Raw genomic sequence first — 25,494 nt, 5'->3', positions numbered from 1 at the left:
AGTTTAGGGTTTCTTAAAAACCCAAGCAGTATTGAACTGAAGAGTTTGATCATGGCTCAGATTGAACGCTGGCGGCAGGCCTAACACATGCAAGTCGAGCGGATGAGAAGAGCTTGCTCTTCGATTCAGCGGCGGACGGGTGAGTAATGCCTAGGAATCTGCCTGGTAGTGGGGGACAACGTTTCGAAAGGAACGCTAATACCGCATACGTCCTACGGGAGAAAGCAGGGGACCTTCGGGCCTTGCGCTATCAGATGAGCCTAGGTCGGATTAGCTAGTTGGTGAGGTAATGGCTCACCAAGGCGACGATCCGTAACTGGTCTGAGAGGATGATCAGTCACACTGGAACTGAGACACGGTCCAGACTCCTACGGGAGGCAGCAGTGGGGAATATTGGACAATGGGCGAAAGCCTGATCCAGCCATGCCGCGTGTGTGAAGAAGGTCTTCGGATTGTAAAGCACTTTAAGTTGGGAGGAAGGGCATTAACCTAATACGTTAGTGTTTTGACGTTACCGACAGAATAAGCACCGGCTAACTCTGTGCCAGCAGCCGCGGTAATACAGAGGGTGCAAGCGTTAATCGGAATTACTGGGCGTAAAGCGCGCGTAGGTGGTTTGTTAAGTTGGATGTGAAAGCCCCGGGCTCAACCTGGGAACTGCATCCAAAACTGGCAAGCTAGAGTACGGTAGAGGGTGGTGGAATTTCCTGTGTAGCGGTGAAATGCGTAGATATAGGAAGGAACACCAGTGGCGAAGGCGACCACCTGGACTGATACTGACACTGAGGTGCGAAAGCGTGGGGAGCAAACAGGATTAGATACCCTGGTAGTCCACGCCGTAAACGATGTCAACTAGCCGTTGGAATCCTTGAGATTTTAGTGGCGCAGCTAACGCATTAAGTTGACCGCCTGGGGAGTACGGCCGCAAGGTTAAAACTCAAATGAATTGACGGGGGCCCGCACAAGCGGTGGAGCATGTGGTTTAATTCGAAGCAACGCGAAGAACCTTACCAGGCCTTGACATGCAGAGAACTTTCCAGAGATGGATTGGTGCCTTCGGGAACTCTGACACAGGTGCTGCATGGCTGTCGTCAGCTCGTGTCGTGAGATGTTGGGTTAAGTCCCGTAACGAGCGCAACCCTTGTCCTTAGTTACCAGCACGTTATGGTGGGCACTCTAAGGAGACTGCCGGTGACAAACCGGAGGAAGGTGGGGATGACGTCAAGTCATCATGGCCCTTACGGCCTGGGCTACACACGTGCTACAATGGTCGGTACAGAGGGTTGCCAAGCCGCGAGGTGGAGCTAATCTCACAAAACCGATCGTAGTCCGGATCGCAGTCTGCAACTCGACTGCGTGAAGTCGGAATCGCTAGTAATCGCGAATCAGAATGTCGCGGTGAATACGTTCCCGGGCCTTGTACACACCGCCCGTCACACCATGGGAGTGGGTTGCACCAGAAGTAGCTAGTCTAACCCTCGGGAGGACGGTTACCACGGTGTGATTCATGACTGGGGTGAAGTCGTAACAAGGTAGCCGTAGGGGAACCTGCGGCTGGATCACCTCCTTAATCGACGACATCAGCCTGCTGATGAGCTCCCACACGAATTGCTTGATTCATTGTAAAAGACGATGCTGTAAAGCGACCCTGTTATAGGTCTGTAGCTCAGTTGGTTAGAGCGCACCCCTGATAAGGGTGAGGTCGGCAGTTCAAATCTGCCCAGACCTACCATTACATGGTTTAGCCGTAGAATACGGGGCCATAGCTCAGCTGGGAGAGCGCCTGCCTTGCACGCAGGAGGTCAGCGGTTCGATCCCGCTTGGCTCCACCACTTTCGCCGTACGCAGTAGCTAGTCAGAACTTAGAAATGAACATTCGTGAATGAATGTTGATTTCTGACTTTTGTCAGATCGTTCTTTAAAAATTCGGATATGTGATAGAAATAGACTGAACACCAGTTTCACTGCTGGTGGATCAGGCTAAGGTAAAATTTGTGAGTTCTGCTCGAAAGAGCGACGTGCGAATTTTCGGCGAATGTCGTCTTCACAGTATAACCAGATTGCTTGGGGTTATATGGTCAAGTGAAGAAGCGCATACGGTGGATGCCTTGGCAGTCAGAGGCGATGAAAGACGTGGTAGCCTGCGAAAAGCTTTGGGGAGTCGGCAAACAGACTGTGATCCAGAGATCTCTGAATGGGGGAACCCAGCCAGCATAAGCTGGTTATCTTGTACTGAATACATAGGTGCAAGAGGCGAACCAGGGGAACTGAAACATCTAAGTACCCTGAGGAAAAGAAATCAACCGAGATTCCCTTAGTAGTGGCGAGCGAACGGGGACCAGCCCTTAAGTTGGTTTGAGATTAGTGGAACGCTCTGGAAAGTGCGGCCATAGTGGGTGATAGCCCCGTACACGAAAATCTCTTATCAATGAAATCGAGTAGGACGGAGCACGAGAAACTTTGTCTGAATATGGGGGGACCATCCTCCAAGGCTAAATACTACTGACTGACCGATAGTGAACTAGTACCGTGAGGGAAAGGCGAAAAGAACCCCGGAGAGGGGAGTGAAATAGATCCTGAAACCGTATGCGTACAAGCAGTGGGAGCCTACTTTGTTAGGTGACTGCGTACCTTTTGTATAATGGGTCAGCGACTTATATTCAGTGGCGAGCTTAACCGAATAGGGGAGGCGTAGCGAAAGCGAGTCTTAATAGGGCGTTTAGTCGCTGGGTATAGACCCGAAACCGGGCGATCTATCCATGGGCAGGTTGAAGGTTAGGTAACACTGACTGGAGGACCGAACCGACTACCGTTGAAAAGTTAGCGGATGACCTGTGGATCGGAGTGAAAGGCTAATCAAGCTCGGAGATAGCTGGTTCTCCTCGAAAGCTATTTAGGTAGCGCCTCATGTATCACTGTAGGGGGTAGAGCACTGTTTCGGCTAGGGGGTCATCCCGACTTACCAAACCGATGCAAACTCCGAATACCTACAAGTGCCGAGCATGGGAGACACACGGCGGGTGCTAACGTCCGTCGTGAAAAGGGAAACAACCCAGACCGTCAGCTAAGGTCCCAAAGTCATGGTTAAGTGGGAAACGATGTGGGAAGGCTTAGACAGCTAGGAGGTTGGCTTAGAAGCAGCCACCCTTTAAAGAAAGCGTAATAGCTCACTAGTCGAGTCGGCCTGCGCGGAAGATGTAACGGGGCTCAAACCATGCACCGAAGCTACGGGTATCACCTTTTGGTGATGCGGTAGAGGAGCGTTCTGTAAGCCTGTGAAGGTGAGTTGAGAAGCTTGCTGGAGGTATCAGAAGTGCGAATGCTGACATGAGTAACGACAATGCGAGTGAAAAACTCGCACGCCGAAAGACCAAGGTTTCCTGCGCAACGTTAATCGACGCAGGGTTAGTCGGTCCCTAAGGCGAGGCTGAAAAGCGTAGTCGATGGAAAACAGGTTAATATTCCTGTACTTCCAGTTATTGCGATGGAGGGACGGAGAAGGTTAGGCCAGCCTGGCGTTGGTTGTCCAGGTTTAAGGTGGTAGGCTGAAATCTTAGGCAAATCCGGGATTTCAAGGCCGAGAGCTGATGACGAGTTGCCTTTAGGCGACGAAGTGGTTGATACCATGCTTCCAAGAAAAGCTCCTAAGCTTCAGATAACTGGGAACCGTACCCCAAACCGACACAGGTGGTTAGGTAGAGAATACCAAGGCGCTTGAGAGAACTCGGGTGAAGGAACTAGGCAAAATGGCACCGTAACTTCGGGAGAAGGTGCGCCGGCGAGGGTTAAGGACTTGCTCCGTAAGCCCATGCCGGTCGAAGATACCAGGCCGCTGCGACTGTTTATTAAAAACACAGCACTCTGCAAACACGAAAGTGGACGTATAGGGTGTGACGCCTGCCCGGTGCCGGAAGGTTAATTGATGGGGTTAGCGCAAGCGAAGCTCTTGATCGAAGCCCCGGTAAACGGCGGCCGTAACTATAACGGTCCTAAGGTAGCGAAATTCCTTGTCGGGTAAGTTCCGACCTGCACGAATGGCGTAACGATGGCGGCGCTGTCTCCACCCGAGACTCAGTGAAATTGAAATCGCTGTGAAGATGCAGTGTATCCGCGGCTAGACGGAAAGACCCCGTGAACCTTTACTATAGCTTTGCACTGGACTTTGAATTTGCTTGTGTAGGATAGGTGGGAGGCTTTGAAGTGGGGACGCCAGTTCTCATGGAGCCATCCTTGAAATACCACCCTGGCAACTTTGAGGTTCTAACTCAGGTCCGTTATCCGGATCGAGGACAGTGTATGGTGGGTAGTTTGACTGGGGCGGTCTCCTCCCAAAGAGTAACGGAGGAGTACGAAGGTGCGCTCAGACCGGTCGGAAATCGGTCGTAGAGTATAAAGGCAAAAGCGCGCTTGACTGCGAGACACACACGTCGAGCAGGTACGAAAGTAGGTCTTAGTGATCCGGTGGTTCTGTATGGAAGGGCCATCGCTCAACGGATAAAAGGTACTCCGGGGATAACAGGCTGATACCGCCCAAGAGTTCATATCGACGGCGGTGTTTGGCACCTCGATGTCGGCTCATCACATCCTGGGGCTGAAGCCGGTCCCAAGGGTATGGCTGTTCGCCATTTAAAGTGGTACGCGAGCTGGGTTTAGAACGTCGTGAGACAGTTCGGTCCCTATCTGCCGTGGACGTTTGAGATTTGAGAGGGGCTGCTCCTAGTACGAGAGGACCGGAGTGGACGAACCTCTGGTGTTCCGGTTGTCACGCCAGTGGCATTGCCGGGTAGCTATGTTCGGAAGAGATAACCGCTGAAAGCATCTAAGCGGGAAACTTGCCTCAAGATGAGATCTCACTGGGATCTTGAATCCCCTAAAGGGCCGTCGAAGACTACGACGTTGATAGGTTGGGTGTGTAAGCGCTGTGAGGCGTTGAGCTAACCAATACTAATTGCCCGTGAGGCTTGACCATATAACACCCAAGCAATTTGCTAGCGCAGATTGCGGTGGTGAAGATGATACGAACCGAAAGTTCGCAACGAACCACAAATATCGCATATCCGAATTCGCTGGGCTGTCCATCTGGACATTCTGGCTACAGAATTTCTTGACGACCATAGAGCATTGGAACCACCTGATCCCATCCCGAACTCAGCAGTGAAACGATGCATCGCCGATGGTAGTGTGGGGTTTCCCCATGTGAGAGTAGGTCATCGTCAAGATTCATTTCGCAAAACCCCTATCTGCGCATGCAGGTAGGGGTTTTGTCTTTGTAAGCAAAAAAATTCTGCCCTGCCCGGACCCCTGTGGGAGCGGGCTTGTCCCGCGAACACGGGCGAAGCCCGTGCCATTCACCTCGCTGCTTGTTTCGCGGGCACGCCCGCTCCCACAGCGACCGCGTATGCTTTCATAGTCGCTGCGACAATATTGCAGTCACATTAACGTGACTTTCCCGTACCTACCCTACGTCAAGACTTTGATTCAGGGCACTCCTGCCCCTGAACCTGGTGATGCCAGCGCACCGTGCTGCGCATTTCCGGACTTCCACCGTCCCATCACTTGAGGTAGCAAGCAAGATGGCCAAGGCCGCCGATGTCGTTGTGCAATGCCTGGAAAACGAAGGTGTCGAGTATGTGTTCGGCATTCCCGGTGAGGAAAACCTCGACCTGCTCGAATCCCTGCGCAAGTCGAAGATCAAGCTGGTACTGACCCGCCACGAGCAGTCTGCAGGCTTCATGGCTGCCACCTACGGCCGCCTGACCGGCAAGACCGGCGTCAGCCTGTCCACCCTCGGCCCCGGCGCCACCAACCTGGTCACCGCCAGCGCCTACGCCTACCTGGGCGGCATGCCGATGATGATGATCACCGGCCAGAAGCCGATCAAGAAGTCCAAGCAGGGCCGCTTCCAGATCATTGACGTGTGCGGCATGATGGACCCCATCACCAAGTACACCCACCAGTTCGCCTCGGCCGACAACATCCCGGCCCGCATGCGTGAAGCCTTCCGCCTGGCCGAAGAAGAAAAGCCGGGTGCGGTACACCTGGAACTGCCGGAAGACATCGCCGCCGAGCAGACCGACGCACTGCCGATCCCGCGTAGCCTGCACCGCCGCCCGCTGGCCGAACACAAGACTGTCGAAGCGGCGGTGGAGAAATTGCAGAACGCCCGTAACCCGATTCTGGTGATCGGTGCCGGTGCCAACCGCAAGATGACCGCCAAGGTCCTCAAGCAGCTGATCGACAAGACCGGTATCCCGTTCATCACCACCCAGATGGGTAAAGGCGTGGTCGACGAGCGCCACCCGCGCTTCCTGGGCAACGCTGCGCTGTCGTCGGGTGACTTTGTTCACCGCGCCGTCGAAGCCGCCGACCTGATCATCAACATCGGCCACGACGTGATCGAAAAGCCGCCGTTCTTCATGGTCCGTGGTGGTACCGAAGTCATCCACATCAACTTCCGCTCCGCCGAAGTCGATGCCGTGTACTTCCCGCAGGTCGAAGTGATTGGTGACATCGCCAACGCCGTGTGGCAGATCAGCGAAGCGCTGAACGACACGTCGCACTGGGACTTCACCCGCCTGCTGGCCATCCGTGAAGCCAACGAAGCGCAGATCGCCGAAGGGGCTGACGACAACCGCTTCCCGGTCTACCCGCAGCGCCTGGTGGCCGACATCCGTCGTGTACTGCCGTCCGAAGGCATCGTTGCCCTGGACAACGGCATCTACAAGATCTGGTTCGCCCGTAACTACAAGGCGCACAAGCCGAACACGGTGCTGCTGGACAACGCCCTGGCGACCATGGGCGCCGGCCTGCCATCGGCCATGGCGGCACACCTAGTGCACCCTGACCGCCCGGTGATCTCGGTGTGCGGGGACGGCGGCTTCATGATGAACAGCCAGGAACTGGAAACCGCAGTCCGCCTGGGCATGCACATCACCGTGGTGATCCTGCGTGACGATGGCTACGGCATGATCCGCTGGAAGCAGGCCAACATGGGCTTCACCGATTTTGGCCTGGACTACGGCAACCCGGACTTCGTCAAATACGCCGAAGCCTACGGTGCCAACGGTCACCGCGTGGAAAGTGCCGAAGGCCTGCTGCCACTGCTGGAACACTGCATCAAGACCCCGGGCGTGCACGTGATCGACTGCCCGGTCGATTACAGCGAGAACGACCGCATCCTCAACAGCGAGCTGCGTGAGCGTGCGCTGGCGGTGTAAGGCATAACGCCCGCATCGTAACTTCAAGCTGGCATCCACATGAGCCTTGCGGTTCTGTGGGTGTTGGCGGGTGGTGCATAACCACCCCTGAACTGATCTCGCAATTGGTCATTCTCAGGTTCTTCAACTCATGGAGAACACCAGAACATCACAGTTGGTTCTATAAGATTGCAGGGGATTGCCGTTTCAAGGACCTGCCTATCTGGGGCTTGCGGCCCTGGACGAAAGCTTCTTGTATCTGGACGTCGGCATGGGAGGGATCTCGCTTTATGACCACCTTCTGAAAAGAGCTGACGGGCTGCTGACAGATACGTCCGTGTGCGCGGTGCAGAGGCTGGAAAATGGCCGGGTCAGGGTCGGATATCGCCTTCTCAGTTGACGCCGGGTGGATCGAGCCGTGTTTGCGCACGGCAATTGATACGGTCATCAACCTCTGCAACAACACTTCAGCGCAATTCAATGGTGGCTTTACCCTTAAGCACTACCCACATTATCAGGTTGGGAAATAGCGGCGTACGGGGCATTTTGTAGGGGGAGTCCTACTGCGATCATGCGATTGCCCTACGGTCCCATAGGACCCTCCTGACTGTCCCTCCCAAGCCCAACATCGCTTTACTGGTGTCCTTCCAAAACAACCACAAAAAGGAAGCCGCCATGTCTGAGTCCTGTTCCCCCGTCAGCCCTGTACGTATCGCTGTCATCCAGTACGACCCCCAGGTCGGTCTTGAGCATTGTGAGCGCAACTTGGGTAATGGTCTGGCACTGGCCCGGCGCGCAGCACGCGAAGGCGCCAACCTGATAGTGCTGCCTGAGCTGGCCAATACCGGCTACACCTTCAACTCCCGCGCCGAAGCCTATGCCCATGCAGAGACGCTGCAGGACGGCCCCAGTCTGAAAGCCTGGGCAGACTTCGCCAGGGAATACCAGGTTTACCTGGCCGCAGGTTTTTCCGAGCACGACGGGCTGAAGCTCTACGACAGCGCCGTACTGTTTGGCCCTGAAGGCCGGCTCGGGCACTACCGTAAGGCGCACCTCTGGAACCAGGAAAAACTTTGGTTCACCCCCGGCGATCTGGGGTTCCCGGTATTCGAGACGCCGATTGGCCGTATCGGCCTGCTGATATGCTGGGACATATGGTTCCCGGAAGTCCCGCGTCTGATGGCGGGGCAAGGCGCCGACATCATCTGCAGCCTCAACAACTGGGTATGGACCCCGCCACCCTTGTTCGATGAAGCAGGGCGCTGCATGGCCTCGTACCTGACCATGACCGCAGCGCATGTCAACAACGTTTATATCGCCGCCGCGAACCGTGTCGGGAGCGAGCGGGGCGGGCGCTTCCTGGGGGGCTCGCTGATCGCCGGTACCAATGGCTGGCCGATCGGCGAAGTGGGCAGTGCAGAGGCCGAAGAAATTCTCTATGCCGATGTAGATCTGAGCAGTGCACGCTCGGCGCCGATCTGGAACAACCTCAACGACCTGCCGCGGGACCGGCGTATCGACCTCTACGATGCCAATCTTGGTTACCGCTTGCACGCGCCAATGCCACGTTGAGGAGTCGCAAATGAACACGCTACTCTTCTCAGGACAGCAGCGTTGGCCTGTGTTGATTTTTGCCTGTCTGCTGCTGGCGCTCGTTGCGAGCCTTGCCCATGGGCAATGGCCGGATTATGCAGTAATGGTGGCGACGCTCGATCAGCCCCTGAGCCGCTTGCGCTGGATCGTCGGTGATATCAGTGAGGTGGCATTCTACAAGCATGAGCTGCCCGCACTGGGCCTGCTGCTGGGCGCTTGCCTGGCGCACTGGGCCCACGTGCGAGGGTACCGCTGGCAGGGCTTTGCGATTTGCTATGGCAGCGGGTTATGGCCATGGGTGTTCACCAGTTCGTTCCTGGGCTTGCTGCTCAGCCACGCGTTGTGGGGGTGGACCTTGGCCAGTGGCAACTGGCAACCCACCTTCGTCGCCTTCGTGTCATTGCCGGCCGCCATGGTGTTGCTGTTTGGTGCGGGCTGGCGGGTGACGGTCACGGGGGCGGTACTGGGGGCTCTACTGGTCACACCGGCCAGCCTGCTGATAGTCAACTACCTGTGCTATCCCCTGCAATTGCCAGTGGTAGTTGGCAACGTGAGTGGCATGGCAGTGGCAAGTGTCGTGGCTTTCATCCTGTGCAAGCGCTTCCCTTCCTGGGTACGCCAATGCCGTGAACCCACCCCAGTGGAGCCGGTCGTCAACAAGCCAGACTACGGTGTGGTCTGGACGCTGCGGCGCGTGCTGGCCGATTTCAGCGAAGCGCCTTTTTTTGGCAATGAACTGGCCAGCCTCGGGCTGCTGCTGGGCGTGTTGCTGGCGTACCTGTTGGCCCCGGCTGCACCGTCATACGGTTCGATGCTGGTAATGCAGATAGTGGCCGGGCAGGCCCTGGCATCGCTGGTTGGGGTCGTAACCTGGCGAGGCCAGTGGCATGCCCGCGGGTGGTACCCTACTTACATTCCGATCGTATCGGTCGTCCCGGCCGCATTGCTGACGCATGGCGGCGGCTGGCAAGTGGTGATGGCCAGCGCGGTGCTGGGTGCGCTGGTGGCTCCGCCGCTGGCGGTGGCGATCACGCAGCGCTTGCCTGCTTATGTGCATGGCTACATCGGAAACGTGGTATCGATGGCCATCAGCACCTTGGGGATCGTACCTCTGGTTGGGTTACTTGTGGGGGGAGAAGCATGAGTGAACATTCGAGCCTGCCCAGGCTGTCGATCGCCAGCCTGGGGGGCACAGTCAGTATGCAGGCGGGGGCTGTTGGGTGTGGTGTAACGCCAAGCCTCGACTGCGAGCAGCAATTGCTTAAAGTCCCCCAGTTGCGCGAGATGGCGCAGTTGAACGTAGCTTCACTGTGCCTGGTCCCGAGTGCATCGCTGGCCTTCGCGACGTTGCTGCAAGTGCTGGCATGGGCCCGGTGCGAGGTGGAGCGCGGAGCCCAGGCTGTGGTAGTGAGTCAAGGGACCGACACCCTTGAGGAAACGGCCTATTTTCTGGATCTGCTCTGGCCGTTCGATGCGCCATTGGTGATGACCGGTGCCATGCGCTCGGCCAGCCAGCCGGGCAACGATGGCCCGGCCAACCTGTTGGCTGCGGCTCAGGTTGCATTGGCACCGGGCAGCTGCGGGCGAGGTGTGCTTGTGGTGATGAATGACCAGGTCCACTGCGCGGCAAGGGTTCGCAAGACCGCCAGCATGGCGATAGCGGCATTCGAATCGCCGGGGTGTGGCCCATTGGGCGACGTGGTGGAGGGGGCTGTGCTGTATCACCATTCGCCAGGACGCCGGGAAGTGCTGCCGTTACCGCATCGCACCGACCAGCGCGTTGCCCTCCTGGAAGCCTGCCTGGACGCAGACACGGCGCTGCTGCACGCGGTGGCCACATCGGGTTATGGAGGCTTGGTCATCGCCGGCTTCGGCGCTGGGCATGTCAGCGCGAGTTGGTCCGATGTGCTGGAACACGTGGCGCCCACCTTGCCGGTAGTGGTGGCCACACGCACAGGTAATGGGCCAACCGCCCGGGCAACCTATGGATTTGCCGGTGCAGAGATCGATCTGCAGAAAAAAGGCGTGCACATGGCCGGGCAACTCTGCCCGCGCAAGTGCCGCATCTTGCTGTGGCTGCTGATCGGCACCGACCGGCGACATGAGCTGCAGGACTGGTTGCACGCCTGACCGATCTGCCCGCGCCATGTATCACGCGGGCAGCCCTTGCGGCCTTGCTGTGCTAGGGTGCACACACTTTTGCTTCCCAGGATTCTGACCCATGCTCCCCGTACTCAGCGAAAAAGAACTCGACCGTCTCGAAGACCTGTTGATCACCTACGGCAACGACTATTCCGTGCTGAACCTGGCCGAGCTCAATGGCTTTTTCACAGCACTGGCCAGCTCGCCGGTGACCGTTTTCCCCGAGCAATGGCTGCCCGCAGTGGCCGGTGGCAAGGTACCGAAGTTCAAGAAGCCAGCGCACGAGGAAGCGTACACCGCGTTGATGTTGCGCTATGCCAATCAGGTGAATGAGGAACTGTCTGACAACGTCGACCATTTCGAGCCGCTGTTCGAGGAAACCGAGGGCGAGGCAGGCACGGTGATCGTTCTGGAGGAGTGGTGCTTCGGCTATATGCGCGGCACCCAGGTTGCCGGTTGGGGCGAGTTGCCGCCAGAGCAGGACCCATTGCTCAAGGCCATTTCCCTGCATGGGCTTGAAGATAACTTCGAGCTGCTAGACCAGATGAGCGAAGCCGATATCCAGGACTGTGTTCCGCAGGTGGTCGAGGCTGCACGTGGATTGTTCCGGCATTTCAAGAAGTTGCACTGACCTGATGTTTGTTTGCTAGCGCTGGCCTGCCCGTACTTGAGCAGAGGAAACCATTATTCCGCCCCGCGAAATTATGGTTTCCCTTGCGCGCTGATTCTGCTGCCAGCCGATCCAGTGCAGCATTAGCTCCACCAGCCCATCCCGGTGCTGACCAGGAGCAAAACCCATGTCGAACCCGATCAAGCTCTACAACTTCCCCAAGTCTGGCCATGCCCACCGCATCGAATTGATGCTCTCGCTGCTCAACCTGCCCACCGAGCTGGTGTTCGTCGACTTGGCCAAAGGCGCGCACAAGCAGCCGGATTTTCTGGCCCTCAACCCGTTCGGCCAGGTCCCGGTCATCGATGACAACGGCACGGTGATCGCCGATTCCAATGCCATCCTCGTCTACCTGGCCAAAAAGTACGACAACGGCACCTGGTTGCCCGAAGAACCCGCTGCCGCCGCCCGTGTGCAGCGCTGGTTGTCGGTGGCTGCCGGCCCGCTGGCCTTTGGCCCCGCTGCTGCGCGCCTGGTGACCGTGTTCGGCGCTGCGTTCAACACCGACGAAGTCATTGCCCGTGCCCATACCCTGCTCAAGGTGATCGACGCCGAGCTGGCCAAGGCGCCATTCCTGGCGGGCAGCACGCCCACCATCGCCGACATCGCCAACTACTCGTACATCGCCCACGCCCCCGAAGGCAACGTGTCGCTGGAGCCCTATGCCAACGTGCGCAGTTGGCTGGCACGGATCGAGTCGCTGCCGGGCTTCGTGCCCATGCCACGTACTGTGATCGGGCTGCAGACCAGCGCCTGATACCTCCCCTTCGAGAGGAACGCCACCATGCAACAGCCCCCGGACCACCGCCCCTCGCCCTGGCATGCGGGCGAGAAAACCCTGCAGGAAAAGGCCGGTGTAGCAGAGCGCATGGAGGCGTTCGGGCAAAAGGTCATTCGTGACTACATGCCCGACCAGCACCGTAGTTTCTATCACCAGTTGCCGTTCATGGTCGCCGCCAGTGTGGACGCCTTGGGTCGGCCTTGGGCCACCCTGCTGGAAGGGCCGGAAGGGTTCGTCAGTTCGCCCGACCCTCGCGTGCTGACGATCGACACCACGCTGCCAGCAGATGACCCCGCCACGCCGGGGCTGGTAGCCGGGCAGGCGGTCGGCCTGCTGGGTATCGAACTGCACACCCGTCGGCGCAATCGCATCAACGGGCAGATCCGCCAGGCTGCCGAAGGGCAACTGCAGGTGAGGGTGGAGCAGTCGTTCGGCAACTGCCCGCAGTACATCCAGTTGCGTGACTACACCCGTGTCGCCGAGCCCGCCCAGGCGCGTGTCGATGCGACATCGCTGGACGCCAAAAGCGTCAGCATGATCCAGGCCGCCGACACGTTCTTTGTCGCCAGCTACGTCGAGCAGGGTGACAGCCAGCGCTCTGTGGATGTCTCTCACCGTGGCGGCCGGCCAGGGTTCGTCAAGGTCGAGGGTAATCGGCTGATCATTCCCGACTACGCGGGCAACCTGCACTTCAACACCTTGGGCAACTTGTTGGTGAACCCGCGGGCCGGCTTGCTGTTCATCGACTTCAGCAACGGCAACGTGCTGCAGCTGTGCGGGCGTGCCGAGGTGCTGCTGGACAGCCCGGCCATCCAGGCCTTCGAAGGTGCCGAGCGGCTGTGGACGCTGGAAGTGGAGCAGGTAGTGTGGCGCCCGGCGGCGGTTTCCCTGCGTTGGGCGTTCAAGGAGTACGCACCGACCAGCCTGATGACGGGCACCTGGGCCGAGGCAGATGCACGCCTGCAGCAACGCCAGCGACAGCGTCAATGGCAGGCCTGGCGTGTGCTGCGGGTGGAGCAGGAGAGCCGCGATATCCGCTCGTTCTACCTTGAACCGCCGAGTGATAGCAGTGTGGCCTTTGCGCCAGGGCAACACATTCCGGTGCACGTGCAGATCGACGGTGAGGCCGCGATGATCCGGACCTACAGCTTGTCGAGCGCACCGTCCGATGGCTACCTGCGTATCAGCGTAAAAGCGCAGGGGCCCGCCTCTCGGCACCTGCATGAGCGCGTCAAGCCAGGTGATGTGCTGGATGTGCGCGCGCCTATGGGCAGTTTCACACTGGATGAGCAGAGTACGCGCCCGCTTGTGCTGATTGGCGCGGGTGTGGGGATCACGCCGTTGCTGGCCATGCTGCGTGAGCAATTGAGCAAAGGTCAGGCCCGGCGAATTCATTTGTTCCATGGTGCTCGCAGCCTCGCCGACTTGCCATTCGGGCGGGAACTGGCGGGCCTGCGCCAACAGGCCGGGGGCTTGCTGCACGTTCATCGCGCCCTGAGTCAGCCAGAAGACCATGCCGTGGTCGGGCAGGATTATGAGTTTGTCGGCCGGCTGGGTATCGAGCAGGTCAAGGCGACGCTGGCGCTGGACGACTACGATTTCTACCTGTGCGGCCCGGGCAGTTTCACTCAGGACCTGTATGAAGGGCTGCGTTCGGTGCATGTGCCCGATGCGCGCATTCACGCTGAAGCCTTTGGGCCGTCGACGCTGCGGCGGCACACGGATGCAGGCCAACCTACCTGGCAACAGCCGCCCTCGGCAAGCGAGCCAGTACCCGTGTACTTCGCAGCGTCGGCCAAGGAAGCGCGATGGGTACCGGGCAGCGGCACCCTGCTGGAGCTGGCCGAGGCACGGGGGCTTGCGCCTGAGTTCAGTTGCCGGGGTGGGTCGTGCGGTACCTGCAAGACCAGGCTGGTAAGCGGCCAGGTGCATTATCCGAACCCGCCGGCAGAGCTGCCGGAGGCGGGATCGGTGCTGATCTGTTGTGCGGTGCCGGCGCAGGTGGAGGAGGGGGTACAGGCGCTGGTGCTGGATATCTGATATGCCTGTCCTGGCCTCATCGCCGGCAGGCAGCACAGAACAGCCGAATATCCGATAATCCTGGCACCCCAAATACTCAGGAGCCCGCATGGACCAGATCCACCTGATGAAGGTGTTCGTCGCGGTAGGTGAGCTGGAAAGCTTCGCCGCTGCTGCCCGGCGCCTGGACATTTCCCCGGCCGCCGTCACCCGCGCCGTCAGTGCCCTGGAAGACCAGCTTGGGGTCAAGTTGCTGCTGCGCACTACCCGTAGTGTGCGGTTGACCGAAGCTGGCGGCCGCTACCTGGAGGACACCCGGCATATTCTGGCCAGTATCCATGAGGCCAACGAAGCGGCCGCCGGCATTAACGCCACCCCCAAAGGCGACCTGGCAGTAACCGCTCCGATTCTGTTCGGCAAGAAGTTTGTCATGCCGTGTATCGTCCGCTACCTGCAGCAGTACCCGGACGTCGATGTTTCTGCCTACTTCCTCGACCGCGTGGTGAACATGGTCGAGGAGGGCATGGACGTGGCCGTGCGCATCGGCCCATTGCCCGACTCCGGGTTGAAGGCGTTGCGGGTCGGCAGGGTACGGCGCATGTTGTGTGCGTCCCCCGACTACCTGGCGCGCCATGGCATGCCGAAGCATCCCTCCGACCTGGCCGGGCATGCCGTGATCGGCACCACCAACCTGTCGCCCCGTGCCGGCTGGCGCTTTGGCGTGACTGAAGAGCCAACCCTGGTGCGCATGAAGCCGCGCCTGACGGTGACCAGCAATGACGGGGCGATCGCTGCCGCCAGCGGCGGGCTGGGGATTGCCCGCCTGTTGTCGTACCAGGTGGCAGATGAGCTGGCCAGTGGGCAGTTGCAGGTGATCCTGGCGGAGTACGAGGAGGCGCCCTGGCCGATTCATGTGTTGCATCGCGAGAGCAAGTACGGCTCTGCCAAGGTCAGGGCCTTCATCGACCTGCTAGCGCAGGCGCTGCGGGCCCAACAGCTGGACTGAGGTCGTACAACACGGGGCGAAACATTAAGAAATAATAAGTGTTGTACGACGACCTATGACGTGGCACTCTTTCGCCTGAAACAATTTGTCGCAAATACCGCTGCCGGTGTTCGCGCCAATCGCTCGCCAGTCTAAAAACAAGAAATTCAGGTGAACCATGAAGATGAAAGGCATCCGTTGGTGGATGGTCAGCCTTGTCACGGCTGGGCTCGTCGTCAACTACCTCGCCCGCAACACCCTCTCGGTGGCCGCCCCCACCTTGATGACCGACCTCTCCATCAGTACCGAACAATACGCCAAGATCGTCGCCAGTTGGCAGGTGTGCTACGCCCTCATGCAGCCGGTAGCCGGCTGGTTCATTGATTTCATTGGCACCAAGCTGGGCTTTGCCGTGTTCGCCATGGCCTGGTCGCTGGCCTGTGCTGGCGCGGCCCTGGCCACCGGCTGGCAGAGCATGGCCTTCATGCGCGGGCTGCTGGGCATGACCGAAGCCGCCGGCTTGCCGGCCGGGGTCAAGGCAACCACCGAGTGGTTCCCGGCCAAGGAGCGCTCGGTGGCGATCGGCTGGTTCAATATCGGCTCATCGCTGGGCGCCTTGCTGGCACCGCCGCTGGTGGTGTGGGCGATTCTGCACAGTGGCTGGCAGCTGGCATTCGTGATTGTTGGCGTCTCCGGCATCGTCTGGACCCTGCTGTGGATGCTGTTGTACAAGCACCCGCGCGACCAGAAACGCCTGAGTGATGAGGAGCGCGACTACATCCTGGCCGGGCAGGAAGCGCACTTCAAACAGGACAGCCGCGAGAAGGGCGCGTGGAAGCGCATCTTCAAGGCGCGCAACTTCTACGCCATCGCATCGGCGCGGATCCTCTCCGAGCCGGCCTGGCAAACCTTCAATGCCTGGATTCCACTGTACCTGATGACCGAGCGGCACATGAACATCAAGGAAGTGGCGATGTTCGCCTGGCTGCCGTTCCTGGCTGCCGATATAGGTTGTGTGCTGGGTGGGTATCTGAGCCCGCTGTTCCACCGCTACTTCAAGGTGTCGTTGTTCACCTCGCGCAAGATGGTCCTGGTGTTTGGGGCCAGTTGCATGATCGGCCCGGCCTGCATCGGCCTGGTGGAAAGCCCTTACACGGCGATCCTGTTGCTGTGCATTGGCGGGTTTGCCCACCAGACGCTGTCAGGGGCGCTGTACTCCATCACTTCCGACTCGTTCAGCAAGGACCAGGTGGCCACGGCGACCGGCATGGGCGGCATGTGCGGTTACCTGGGGGCAGCAGCGTTTACCCTGGTGTTCGGGGTGCTTGTCACGCAGATTGGCTACAGCCCGCTGTTCGTGGTGCTGGCGGCGTTCGATATTGTGGCGGCAGTGCTGGTGTGGAAGGTGGCGCGGGAGGTGCGGGGAGATGTATCCAGCAAGCCAATGGTGAGGGCTACCGAGGCATTGGCTTAAGGCGTGAGAATTTGGGGCCGCTTTGCGGCCCATCGCTGGCAAGCCAGGCTCCCACAGGTACTGCGCATCCGGTCGGGTGGGAGCTGGCTTGCCGGCGATGGGCTGCGCAGCAGCCCCCATCAAGGCAACACAATCAAAGGGGTCGATACTGCATCCTGAACCCCAGGCTCATTCCTTCCCCCCGCTGCAACAACCGCAACCCCGGCCGCCCTGGCAGGTGATGCGCATTGACCGGGTGGCTTACCGGTTCAAAGCAGAAAAAACCTTGCCCCTGCGGGCAAAACAGCAAGAATTGCTCAGCCCCGCTGGCACTGCACGCCAGTCGATAACCCGCGCTTGGCTGTTCGATCACACACTCTCCGGGCCAGCCACTGAAGGCATGATCGACCACCGTCTCGGGCAAACGGCCCAAGGCATTGAAGCACCACTGCTCGGGCACCTGGGCCTGGTACGACGGCAAACGCCCGGGCTCGGCCAGCCACACCTTGCGTGCCGTGGCATACAGCTGGGTATCGGGATACCGCGGAAAGTAAGGGTGCAACCCCAAGCCATACCAGGTTGCCGCCTCATCCAGATGGGTGACATGCAGGTCCAGGTTCAGGCACCCCTCGTGCAAGTGCACGTCCAGCGTGGCCAGGTAGGCAAACGGCACTTCACTGTGCAGCGTCAGGCGCGCGCGTCGCTCGCTGTGGTGCTCCACCTGCCAGGCCTGCTGCCAGGCACTGCCATGAATCGGATAAGGGTCATGCCCGGTATTCGGTGCCAGTGGCTGCCAACCCTCGGGCCGGGCAAAACCACCCTCCGCAATACGGTTGGACCAAGGCGCCAGCGGGTAGCAGGCGAGGCGTCGTGGCGTACCACTTTCCAATGCGGCCAGGTCGGAATGGCGCAGCAGCGCTTGCCCGCTCGCTTTCACTTCCCAGTTGACCAGGCTGGCGCCCAGCTCCGGAGCCAGGCTCAGGCGGGTCAGGCGGTCCTGCAGGTGCAGTTCGGTCACAGCCATTCAAGGCTCCTTTCAGATGAACAATCAACTGGCCCGACGGTAGGTGAGCAGCACGATGCCGCACACCACCACGGCGCCGCCGAGTAATTGCAGGGTGCCGAGCTGCTGGTCGAGCAAGGCCCAGCCCAGCAGCAGTGTGGCGATGGGCTCGACGTTCATCACCGGTGCGTTCTGCGCCATGTTCAGCTTTGGTACGCAGACGAACAGCAAGGTGAAGGCCAGGCCATACAGCACCACCAGGCAGGCCAGAGCCACCCAGCCACTGCTGCTGCCCGGCAGTGACAAGCCTGACGGCATCACGCCGCTTGCGCCTGCAACCAGCATGCTGGAGAACACGATCAGCAAGGTCAGCAGGCTGCGCACGGGGCCGCGCACGCTGGCCAGCTTGTGGTCGGTGATCCACAAGGCGCAGGCAAAGGCACAGGCGGCGCCAAAGGCCAGGCTGACCCCAGGCACCCAGTGCGGGTTGGCCACGCCGCTGTCGGCCAGGCGTGCCGGCACATCCAGCGCCAGCACCAGGCCGCACAGGATCAGGCCCATGAACAGCACGGTGCGGCCCGTGGGGCGAGCGCCGCCCAGCGCCCAGGTGAGCAGCGCCAGCAGCATCGGGAAGGTGTTGCCCACCAGCAGCGCCAGGGCTACCGGAATGCGCGCCACCGCCGAGTACAGGCACAGGCTTTGGGTGGCGATCAGCAGGCCGAGCAGCAGTTGCCAGTGCCGGGTGCCTGCGGGCAGGCCCAGCGCCTGGCGTTGCCACAACAGCAGGCAGGCCAGCACCAGCAAGGTGATGCCTGAGCGGCAGAGAATCGCCAGCAGCACGCCGGTGCCGTCATCGAAGGCAATGCGCGCGGCGATGTGGTTGCCGGCGAATGAACAGGCCAGCAGGGCGAGCAGGGCGATGGCCAGTTTGCGCGGGAATAGAGGTACAGCCGAGGAGGGAACAGCCATGTGCAGGATCCATTTGCAGAAAGAACCAGAGGGCTGCTTTGCAGCCCATCGCCGGCAAGCCAGCTCCCACAGGGGTTGCGCAGGGCTGGAAGGCTGCACAATCCTGTGGGAGCTGGCTTGCCGGCGATGGGGCGCAGAGCGGCCCCGATTGCAGTTACAGCACCACGCTAGGCAGCCACAGGGAGATGGCCGGTATGTAAGTCACCGCCATCAGCACCAGGAACAGCGCCAGGTAGAACGGCAGCAGCGCCTTCACCGTCGACTCGATGCTCACCTTGCCGATGGCCGAGCCCACGAACAGCACGGCGCCCACCGGTGGCGTTATCAGCCCGATCCCCAGGTTCACCAGCATGATCATGCCGAAGTGCACCGGGTCTACACCAATACCGGTAATCACCGGCAGCAGGATCGGCGTAAGGATCAGGATCAGCGGCGCCATGTCCATCACCGTGCCCAGCAGCAACAGCATGAAGTTGATGCACATCAGGATCACATAGCGGTTGTCCGACAGGGTCAGGAACGCCGTGGTGATCTTCGACGGGATCTGCATCAGGGTCATCACGTAGCCGAAGCTGGCGGCGAAGCCGATCAGGATCATCACGATGGAGATGGTCCGTACCGTGCGGTGCATCAGCTTGGGCAGGTCGCGCCACTTGTAGTCGCGGTAGATGAACATGGTCACGAAGAATGACCACACCACCGCCACGGCTGCCGATTCGGTCGCGGTGAACACGCCCGACAGGATGCCGCCGAGGATGATGACCATGGCCATCAGGCCCCACAGCGCCTCACCGGCAATCTTCAACGCCTGGCGCAGCGGGATCACTTCGCCCTTGGGGTAGTTGCGCTTCTTCGCGAAGATCAGGCACAGGCCCATCATCACCGCGCTCAGCAGCAAGCCGGGCATCACGCCCGCCATGAACAGCGAGGCAATGGATACCGTGCCGCCCGCCGCCAGCGAGTACAGCACTGAGTTGTGACTGGGCGGGGTCAGCAGCGCCTGCACCGAGCCACTGACGGTCACGGCGGTTGAGAATTCACGCGGGTAACCTTTGCGCTCCATCTCCGGGATAAGCACAGAGCCCACCGAGGCGGTGTCGGCCACCGACGAGCCGGAAATTGCGCCGAAGAAGGTCGAGGCCATGATGTTGACCAGCGACAGGCCGCCACGCACGAAGCCCACCAGCACCCCGGCAAAGGCCACCAGCCGTCGTGACATGCCGCCTTCGGCCATGATTGCGCCGGCCAGCACGAAGAACGGAATGGCCAGCAGCGAGAACTTGTTAACCCCACTGGCCACCTGGATCATCATCGCTTGCAGCGGGATGTCGATCCACCAGGCGCCGATCAGCGCCGACAGGCCCAGGGCGTAGGCCACCGGCATACCGATCAGAATCAGCACGATGAAACTGCCCAACAGAATGAACGCTTCCATTTATGCAGCTCCTTCGTTTTCTTCGACCAGGTCAAAGCGCACGACCTTGCGGTTGCTCTGATCGCCCAGCAGGAGTTTTTCCAGCACGAACACCAGCGTCAGCACGCCGCCGACCGGGATCGGCGCGTAGGTCATGCCCACCCGCACACCGGGCAGCGAGGCCAGCGACTGGTTCCAGGTGGTGATGCACAGCCGGGTGCCGTAATAGGTCATGAACACGCACACCACGATCATCAGCAGTTGTACCAGCAGGGCGACCAACTGGCGCTGCAGCGGCGGCAACCGGTCGGTGATCATCCCCACCGCCATGTGCGCCCCGGCGCGATAGCTGGCGGCGGCACCAACGAAGGTGAACACCACCATTAGCAGGATCGAGACTGGCTCTGGCCAGCTGGAGCCGGTGCCCAGCACGTAGCGGGCGAAGATGCCCCACGGGATGATCAGCGTCATGGCCAGGATCGACAGGCCCGCGATCCAGATGCAGCTGCGGTACAGCGTGTCGTTCACGCTCAGGAAAAGCGATTTCATAGGCATCACCAAAGCGGCAGGGCGGCGGGCGCCGCACTGCCGAGGTCGTCTTGGAAGGGGCTGGTATTACTGGACGGCGTCGATACGCTTCATCAGGTCGGCGTACGGCGCGCCGTACTTCTCGCGTACCGAAGCGGTGGCGTCATAGAACGGCTTTTTGTCCACGGTAATGAACTCGACACCTGCGGCCTTGAGCTTCTCTTCGCTGGCGGCGGACTTGGCATCCCACAGCGCGCGTTCTTCCATCTGCGCCTCACGTGCAACCTTTTTCACCAACGCCTGCTGCTCGGGGCTGAGCTTGTTCCAGGTGGTCTTGGACATCACCACCGGTTCCGGCAGGATCAGGTGGCCGGTCAGGGTGTAGTACTTGGCGCTCTGGAAGTGGTTGTGCTCAAGCAGGGTAGGCGGGTTGTTCTCGGCGCCATCGATCACGCCGGTTTGCAGGGCGCTGAAAATTTCCCCGGTGTCCATGGCGATGCCGTTGCCGCCCATGGCGTTCATCATGTCGATGAACAGCGGGTTGCCCTGTACGCGAATTTTCATGCCCTTGAGGTCTTCCAGGCTGCGTACCGGCTTCTTCGTATAGATGCTGCGCGAGCCGCCGTCCATCCAGGCCAGGGCTACCAGGTTGAAATCGGAGTTGGTGATCTTGTCGAGGATTTCCTGGCCGATCTCGCCGTCGATGATCTTGCGCATGTGATCATGGTCGCGGAACACGAACGGCATGTTGAACACGTTCACATCCGGCACCACCGGGCCGACGATCCCCAGGCTGACGCGGGTCATCTGCACGGCACCGATCTGCGCCTGTTCGATCACTTCCTTTTCCGAACCCAGCACACCGCCGGCAAACATCTTGAAGGTGATGTCGCCATTACTGGCCTGCTCGAGCTTTTTGCCCATGTTCTGTTCGGCGACCACGGTCGGGTAGCCGGCCGGGTGAATTTCGGCGAACTTGATGTCCAGTGCCGAAGCAGGCATGGCCACGCTAAAGGCAAACGGGAGTACGGCAAGGAGTAGCTTGCGTTTGAACGTCATGATGAAACTCCGTGGTTTTTATTATCCGGTTTCGTGTGTGCAAGTGTGGGTGCGGCAAGGGGCGTCAGCCCCGGTAGGCAGGTTCCTCCAGGCCCTTGGTGCCAGGGTTGAGGGCAAATACCCCGCCAGCGAGGGGCTGGTCGCTGAGGTCTGTGCCTGCTGGGCGGATGGAAGTGACGTACAGGGTGTCGAAGTTGGCGCCGCCAAAGGCGCACATTGCCGGCTTTTTCACCGGTACGCTCAGCGAGCGGTCGAGGCGCCCGTCTGGGGTGAAGCGGTGGATCTGCCCAGCATCGTTGCCGCAGATCCAGTAGCAGCCGTCCTGGTCGATGGCCGCGCCATCGGGGCGCCCTGGGTAGCCGCGCATGTCGACGAACAGCCGCTTGTTGTGCGGCGTGCCGCTGTCGATGTCGTAGTCGAAAGCCCAGACCTTCTGCACGTTTGGGTGCGAGTCGGACAGGTACATGCGCGTGCCGTCGGGGCTGAAAGCCAGGCCGTTGGGCACGATCATGCCGTCTTGCTGCAGGTGCAGCTGGCCTTCACCATCATGGCGGTACAGCGCACCCACATGGGCACCTTGCTGCATGTCCAGCAGCATGGTGCCGGCCCAGAAGCGGCCTTGGCGGTCGCAGCGGCCATCGTTGAAGCGCATGCCGGCCTGGGCGTGCGGCACGCTGCTGAGCAGGCGGCTATCAAGGCTGCCGTCGGGCTTGGCCTGGAGCTGGAAGATGCCGCTTTCCATGCCGGCGACCCAACCCTGGCCGCTGCGGGCGATGCAGGCCAGCATCTCGTCACCCTGCCAGACCTGGTGTCTGCCATCGGCCGCTTGCCAGCAGTGCAGCTGGCGGGCGGGAATGTCGACCCAGTACAGGGCCTGCTCGCCTGGGTGCCACACGGGGCTTTCGCCTGTGCTGTTACGGGCGTCAACGATCAATTCACAGTTCATGGCCGTGCCTCCTGGCGTGCGTGGGTCAGTCGAACGGGCCGGCGACGGCGAAAGCGCCGCCCTGGTAGACCATGCTCGGGTCATCTGCGGCGGGCGCCGGCTGGGCTTCTACTGCGGCGCGGAAGGGCTCGGAGCTGTCCTTGGGCACATAGCCAAGGTGCTCGGCATGGCGGTTGTCCCACCACACGGTGCGGTTGTCGGAAGCGCCGTAGACGATGGTGTGGCCAACGTTGGGGGTGAAAAGCCCGCGCTCGATCAGCTGCACCAGGTCGTCATAGCTCAGCCACGTGCAGAGCATGCGTGGGTTCTGGGGCTGCGGGAACGACGAGCCTATGCGAATGCTGACAGTCTCGATGCCGTAGCGGTCGAAGTAGAAACTGGCGACATCCTCGCCGTAGCACTTGGACAGCCCGTAGTAACTGTCGGGGCGACGCGGGGAGTGGGCGTCGATACGCTCATCCTGGCGGTAGAAGCCGATGGTGTGGTTGGAGCTGGCGAAGATGATGCGCTTTACCCCGTGCTTGCGCGCCGCCTCGTAGACGTGGAACACGCCGCAGATGTTGGGGCCGAGAATGTCTTCGAAGGAATGTTCGGTGGACACGCCGCCGAAGTGGATGATGGCATCCACGCCTTCGACCAAGGCATGTACCGCAGCCTTGTCGGCAAGGTCACAGGTGATGACTTCTTCATGCGGGCCCGCAGCGGGGGCCATGGCGCTGATGTCGGAAAGGCGCAGGACCTCGGCGTAGCCTTGCAGGCGTTCGCGAAGGACCTTGCCCAGGCCGCCTGCGGCTCCGGTGAGCAGCAGGCGATTGAGGGGGGTAGTGGTCATGGCCGGCTCTTGTTGTTAATTGTTGTAGGTTGTCGTATGACTTTGCTGATTATTGGCGGTGGGTTCGGGTGTTGTCAATGAGGCCTGCGTCTCTTTATGGCCTGTCAGGCCCCTATCGCCGGCAAGCCAGCTCCCACAGCTACTCCACTTGGCTGGAAATTACTGCGGCCTGGTGGGAGCTGGCTTGCCGGCGATGGGGCAAAGCGGCCCCAATTTCAATCAGTGCCGGTCTTCTCGGTTACAAGAGCGACAGCGGGTAGTTGAAGATCAGCCGGTTCTCATCGAACTCGTTATTGCTGTAATCCCGCCGAATCGACGAATTTCGCCATTTCACGCTCAAGTCCTTGAACGCTCCGCTCTGGATCACGTACGCCAGTTCGGTCTCACGCACCCACTCCTTGCCATCGGTCACGCCCCCGCTATGCACGTCGCGCCCGCTGATGTAGCGGTTCATCAGGGTCAACCCCGGTACTCCGACGGTCACAAAGTTGAAGTCATGACGCACCTGCCACGAGCGCTCGTTGGCATTGTCGAAGCTGGAGTTGTAACTGTCGTTGGCCAAGGTCCCACCGCTGGTGCCGTTTACCCGCATCCAGGTATCACCATCGACTTTCTGCAGCCCCACCCAGAACGTGCTGCCGCCGTACTTGGCCGAGAACATCCCCGAGTAGGTCTTGTTGTCCAGCTGCCCGGCGCGCTCGGAGCCGTCCTCGTCGCCATGGAAGTAACCCAGGTTCGCACCCAGGGTCCAGTCACCCACCGGCTGGCTGTGGCTCAGTTGCAGGTATTGCTGCTGGTACACGTCCTTGAGCACCGCATTCCACAGCCCCACCAGCGTGCGGTCCTGGTTGAACTTGTACTCGCCACCGACGAAGTTGAAACGGTCCGATACGCCGCCGCCGTAGCTCATGTCTTCCATGCTGGCGTCGTTGCGCGGGCTGTTGCCGCGGAACTGGCCGCCGTACAGGGTCAGCCCTGCGATTTCATTGGAGGTCACCTGCCCGCCACGGAAGGTCTGCGGCAACGAGCGACCGTCGTCCGAGCGTAGAATCGGCAGCACCGGCATCCACTCACCGATCTTCAGCTCGGTCTTGGAAATACGCGCCTTGCCCGCCACCGCCAGGCGCCCGTAGTCGTCTGCTGGCTTGCCATCGTCATGGCGCGGCAGCAACGCCGTGCCGTAGGTGCCGCCACCGCCATCGAGCTTGACCGACCACAGCCCCAGCACATCCACGCCAAACCCGATCGGGCCCTCGGTGAACCCCGAACGGGCATCGAGAATGAAGCTTTGCGTCCACTCCTCGGCCTTGCTCTGCGGGTTGCTGGGGTTGGTGAAGTTGCGGTTGATGTAGAAGTTGCGCAGCCCGAGGGTGGCCTTGCTGTCTTCGACAAAGCCCGCGGCCAGGCTGGTGCCCGGCAGGCCGGCGATGACCCCGGCGCCAAGCAGGGCGAAGGGCAGGGTGTGGCAGATTTTCATTATTGTTGTGCTCCCGAAGGGTGTGGCAGCCCGTCCACCGGGCACGCACAAGCGGCCTGCGGCAGGGGCGGGTAGTTAACGGGCCGGTCAGGGCCAGGGATGAATGCGCAGTAACCGGGCGCTACGTACCGGCAGGTGTACGCGAGCTGGCCGGGCGAAGAGGGGTATGCAACAGTTGTGGGTAGAGCGGGATGGGTGTCGACATGGGATCGTCCACTGATTGTTGTTTTTGTTATGTGTTGTCGTACAACTGTGGGCGATTATTAGCAAGTGAGAGGTGAGCTGTCAACGGCTGATAGCTGAGCAGGTAGGGTCCTGGTTGCTGCATTCCACGCGCCGTACGCGGGATATGGTTTACACATCAAATCCGATTGGCTGTGGACCCTGCCGTTAGCCCGCGCTATCTTCAGATCTGGCCTCGCCCTCG

Annotated in this window: 17 protein-coding genes, 2 tRNA genes and 3 rRNA genes; 14 read left to right on the top strand and 8 right to left on the bottom strand. The window is 60.3% G+C overall.

Annotated features, from left to right (window positions below):
• Nucleotides 1–33: 33 nt before the first annotated feature.
• From OZ911_RS22385 to OZ911_RS22320, 14 genes are all read left to right on the top strand, one after another.
• A 16S ribosomal RNA gene (locus OZ911_RS22385) occupies nt 34–1,570 on the top strand.
• Nucleotides 1,571–1,655: 85 nt separating this feature from the next.
• Nucleotides 1,656–1,732, top strand: a tRNA-Ile gene (locus OZ911_RS22380).
• Between the two features lie 24 nt (nt 1,733–1,756).
• A tRNA-Ala gene (locus OZ911_RS22375) sits at nt 1,757–1,832 on the top strand.
• Nucleotides 1,833–2,076: 244 nt separating this feature from the next.
• Nucleotides 2,077–4,969, top strand: a 23S ribosomal RNA gene (locus OZ911_RS22370).
• 134 nt (nt 4,970–5,103) lie between these two features.
• Nucleotides 5,104–5,219: ribosomal RNA gene (gene rrf, locus OZ911_RS22365) — 5S ribosomal RNA — on the top strand.
• The 16S, 23S and 5S rRNA genes sit together here with 2 tRNA genes alongside, the layout of an rRNA operon.
• Nucleotides 5,220–5,573: 354 nt before the next feature.
• Nucleotides 5,574–7,217: an acetolactate synthase large subunit gene (locus tag OZ911_RS22360; RefSeq protein WP_268968476.1), complete on the top strand. Its 1,644-nt coding sequence runs from the start codon at nt 5,574–5,576 to the stop codon at nt 7,215–7,217.
• A 654-nt stretch (nt 7,218–7,871) separates the two neighbouring features.
• Nucleotides 7,872–8,768, top strand: a complete 897-nt coding sequence (locus OZ911_RS22355) for a nitrilase family protein (protein ID WP_023047843.1) — start codon at nt 7,872–7,874, stop codon at nt 8,766–8,768.
• Between the two features lie 10 nt (nt 8,769–8,778).
• The gene (locus tag OZ911_RS22350; RefSeq protein ID WP_023047842.1) at nt 8,779–9,933 is read left to right on the top strand and encodes a hypothetical protein; all 1,155 of its coding nucleotides are present in this window, start codon (nt 8,779–8,781) and stop codon (nt 9,931–9,933) included.
• Nucleotides 9,930–10,919, top strand: coding sequence for an asparaginase (locus OZ911_RS22345; RefSeq protein WP_023047841.1), 990 nt, complete (start codon nt 9,930–9,932; stop codon nt 10,917–10,919). The genes OZ911_RS22350 and OZ911_RS22345 overlap by 4 nt, the downstream gene beginning before the upstream one ends.
• A 91-nt stretch (nt 10,920–11,010) precedes the next feature.
• A complete protein-coding gene (locus OZ911_RS22340; RefSeq protein WP_016488699.1) occupies nt 11,011–11,562 on the top strand; it encodes a UPF0149 family protein in 552 nt (183 codons plus the stop codon).
• A 166-nt stretch (nt 11,563–11,728) separates the two neighbouring features.
• Entirely contained in the window at nt 11,729–12,358 is a 630-nt protein-coding gene (locus tag OZ911_RS22335) for a glutathione S-transferase family protein (protein WP_016488698.1), read from the top strand.
• 27 nt (nt 12,359–12,385) lie between these two features.
• Complete coding sequence (locus OZ911_RS22330; RefSeq protein WP_016488697.1) at nt 12,386–14,422, top strand: pyridoxamine 5'-phosphate oxidase family protein; 2,037 nt, start codon at nt 12,386–12,388, stop codon at nt 14,420–14,422.
• Between the two features lie 88 nt (nt 14,423–14,510).
• On the top strand, nt 14,511–15,407 hold the full coding sequence (locus OZ911_RS22325; protein WP_070086852.1) for a LysR family transcriptional regulator: 897 nt from the start codon (nt 14,511–14,513) through the stop codon (nt 15,405–15,407).
• Between the two features lie 157 nt (nt 15,408–15,564).
• On the top strand, nt 15,565–16,860 hold the full coding sequence (locus tag OZ911_RS22320) for an MFS transporter (RefSeq protein ID WP_016488695.1): 1,296 nt from the start codon (nt 15,565–15,567) through the stop codon (nt 16,858–16,860).
• 133 nt (nt 16,861–16,993) lie between these two features.
• Here OZ911_RS22320 and OZ911_RS22315 read toward each other — a convergent pair whose 3' ends face one another.
• From OZ911_RS22315 to OZ911_RS22280, 8 genes are all read right to left on the bottom strand, one after another.
• Nucleotides 16,994–17,863, bottom strand: coding sequence for an aldose 1-epimerase (locus OZ911_RS22315; protein ID WP_016488694.1), 870 nt, complete (start codon nt 17,861–17,863; stop codon nt 16,994–16,996).
• A 24-nt stretch (nt 17,864–17,887) separates the two neighbouring features.
• Entirely contained in the window at nt 17,888–18,811 is a 924-nt protein-coding gene (locus OZ911_RS22310; RefSeq protein ID WP_016488693.1) for an EamA family transporter, read from the bottom strand.
• Nucleotides 18,812–18,965: 154 nt separating this feature from the next.
• Nucleotides 18,966–20,246, bottom strand: a complete 1,281-nt coding sequence (locus tag OZ911_RS22305; RefSeq protein ID WP_016488692.1) for a TRAP transporter large permease — start codon at nt 20,244–20,246, stop codon at nt 18,966–18,968.
• Nucleotides 20,247–20,774, bottom strand: coding sequence for a TRAP transporter small permease (locus OZ911_RS22300; protein WP_003254832.1), 528 nt, complete (start codon nt 20,772–20,774; stop codon nt 20,247–20,249). It abuts the gene before it with no gap.
• A 66-nt stretch (nt 20,775–20,840) separates the two neighbouring features.
• Nucleotides 20,841–21,812, bottom strand: coding sequence for a TRAP transporter substrate-binding protein (locus OZ911_RS22295; protein WP_016488691.1), 972 nt, complete (start codon nt 21,810–21,812; stop codon nt 20,841–20,843).
• 64 nt (nt 21,813–21,876) lie between these two features.
• On the bottom strand, nt 21,877–22,758 hold the full coding sequence (locus OZ911_RS22290) for a glucurono-1,5-lactonase (RefSeq protein WP_016488690.1): 882 nt from the start codon (nt 22,756–22,758) through the stop codon (nt 21,877–21,879).
• A 25-nt stretch (nt 22,759–22,783) separates the two neighbouring features.
• Complete coding sequence (locus OZ911_RS22285; RefSeq protein WP_023047838.1) at nt 22,784–23,590, bottom strand: NAD-dependent epimerase/dehydratase family protein; 807 nt, start codon at nt 23,588–23,590, stop codon at nt 22,784–22,786.
• 238 nt (nt 23,591–23,828) lie between these two features.
• A complete protein-coding gene (locus OZ911_RS22280; protein WP_004577198.1) occupies nt 23,829–25,067 on the bottom strand; it encodes an OprD family porin in 1,239 nt (412 codons plus the stop codon).
• Nucleotides 25,068–25,494 lie beyond the last annotated feature (427 nt).

Origin of the sequence: Pseudomonas fortuita (genome assembly GCF_026898135.2) — a bacterium.
GTDB lineage: Bacteria > Pseudomonadota > Gammaproteobacteria > Pseudomonadales > Pseudomonadaceae > Aquipseudomonas > Aquipseudomonas fortuita.
Note: the sequence above shows the minus strand (reverse complement) of the source record. Positions and strands in the feature narration are given on the sequence as shown.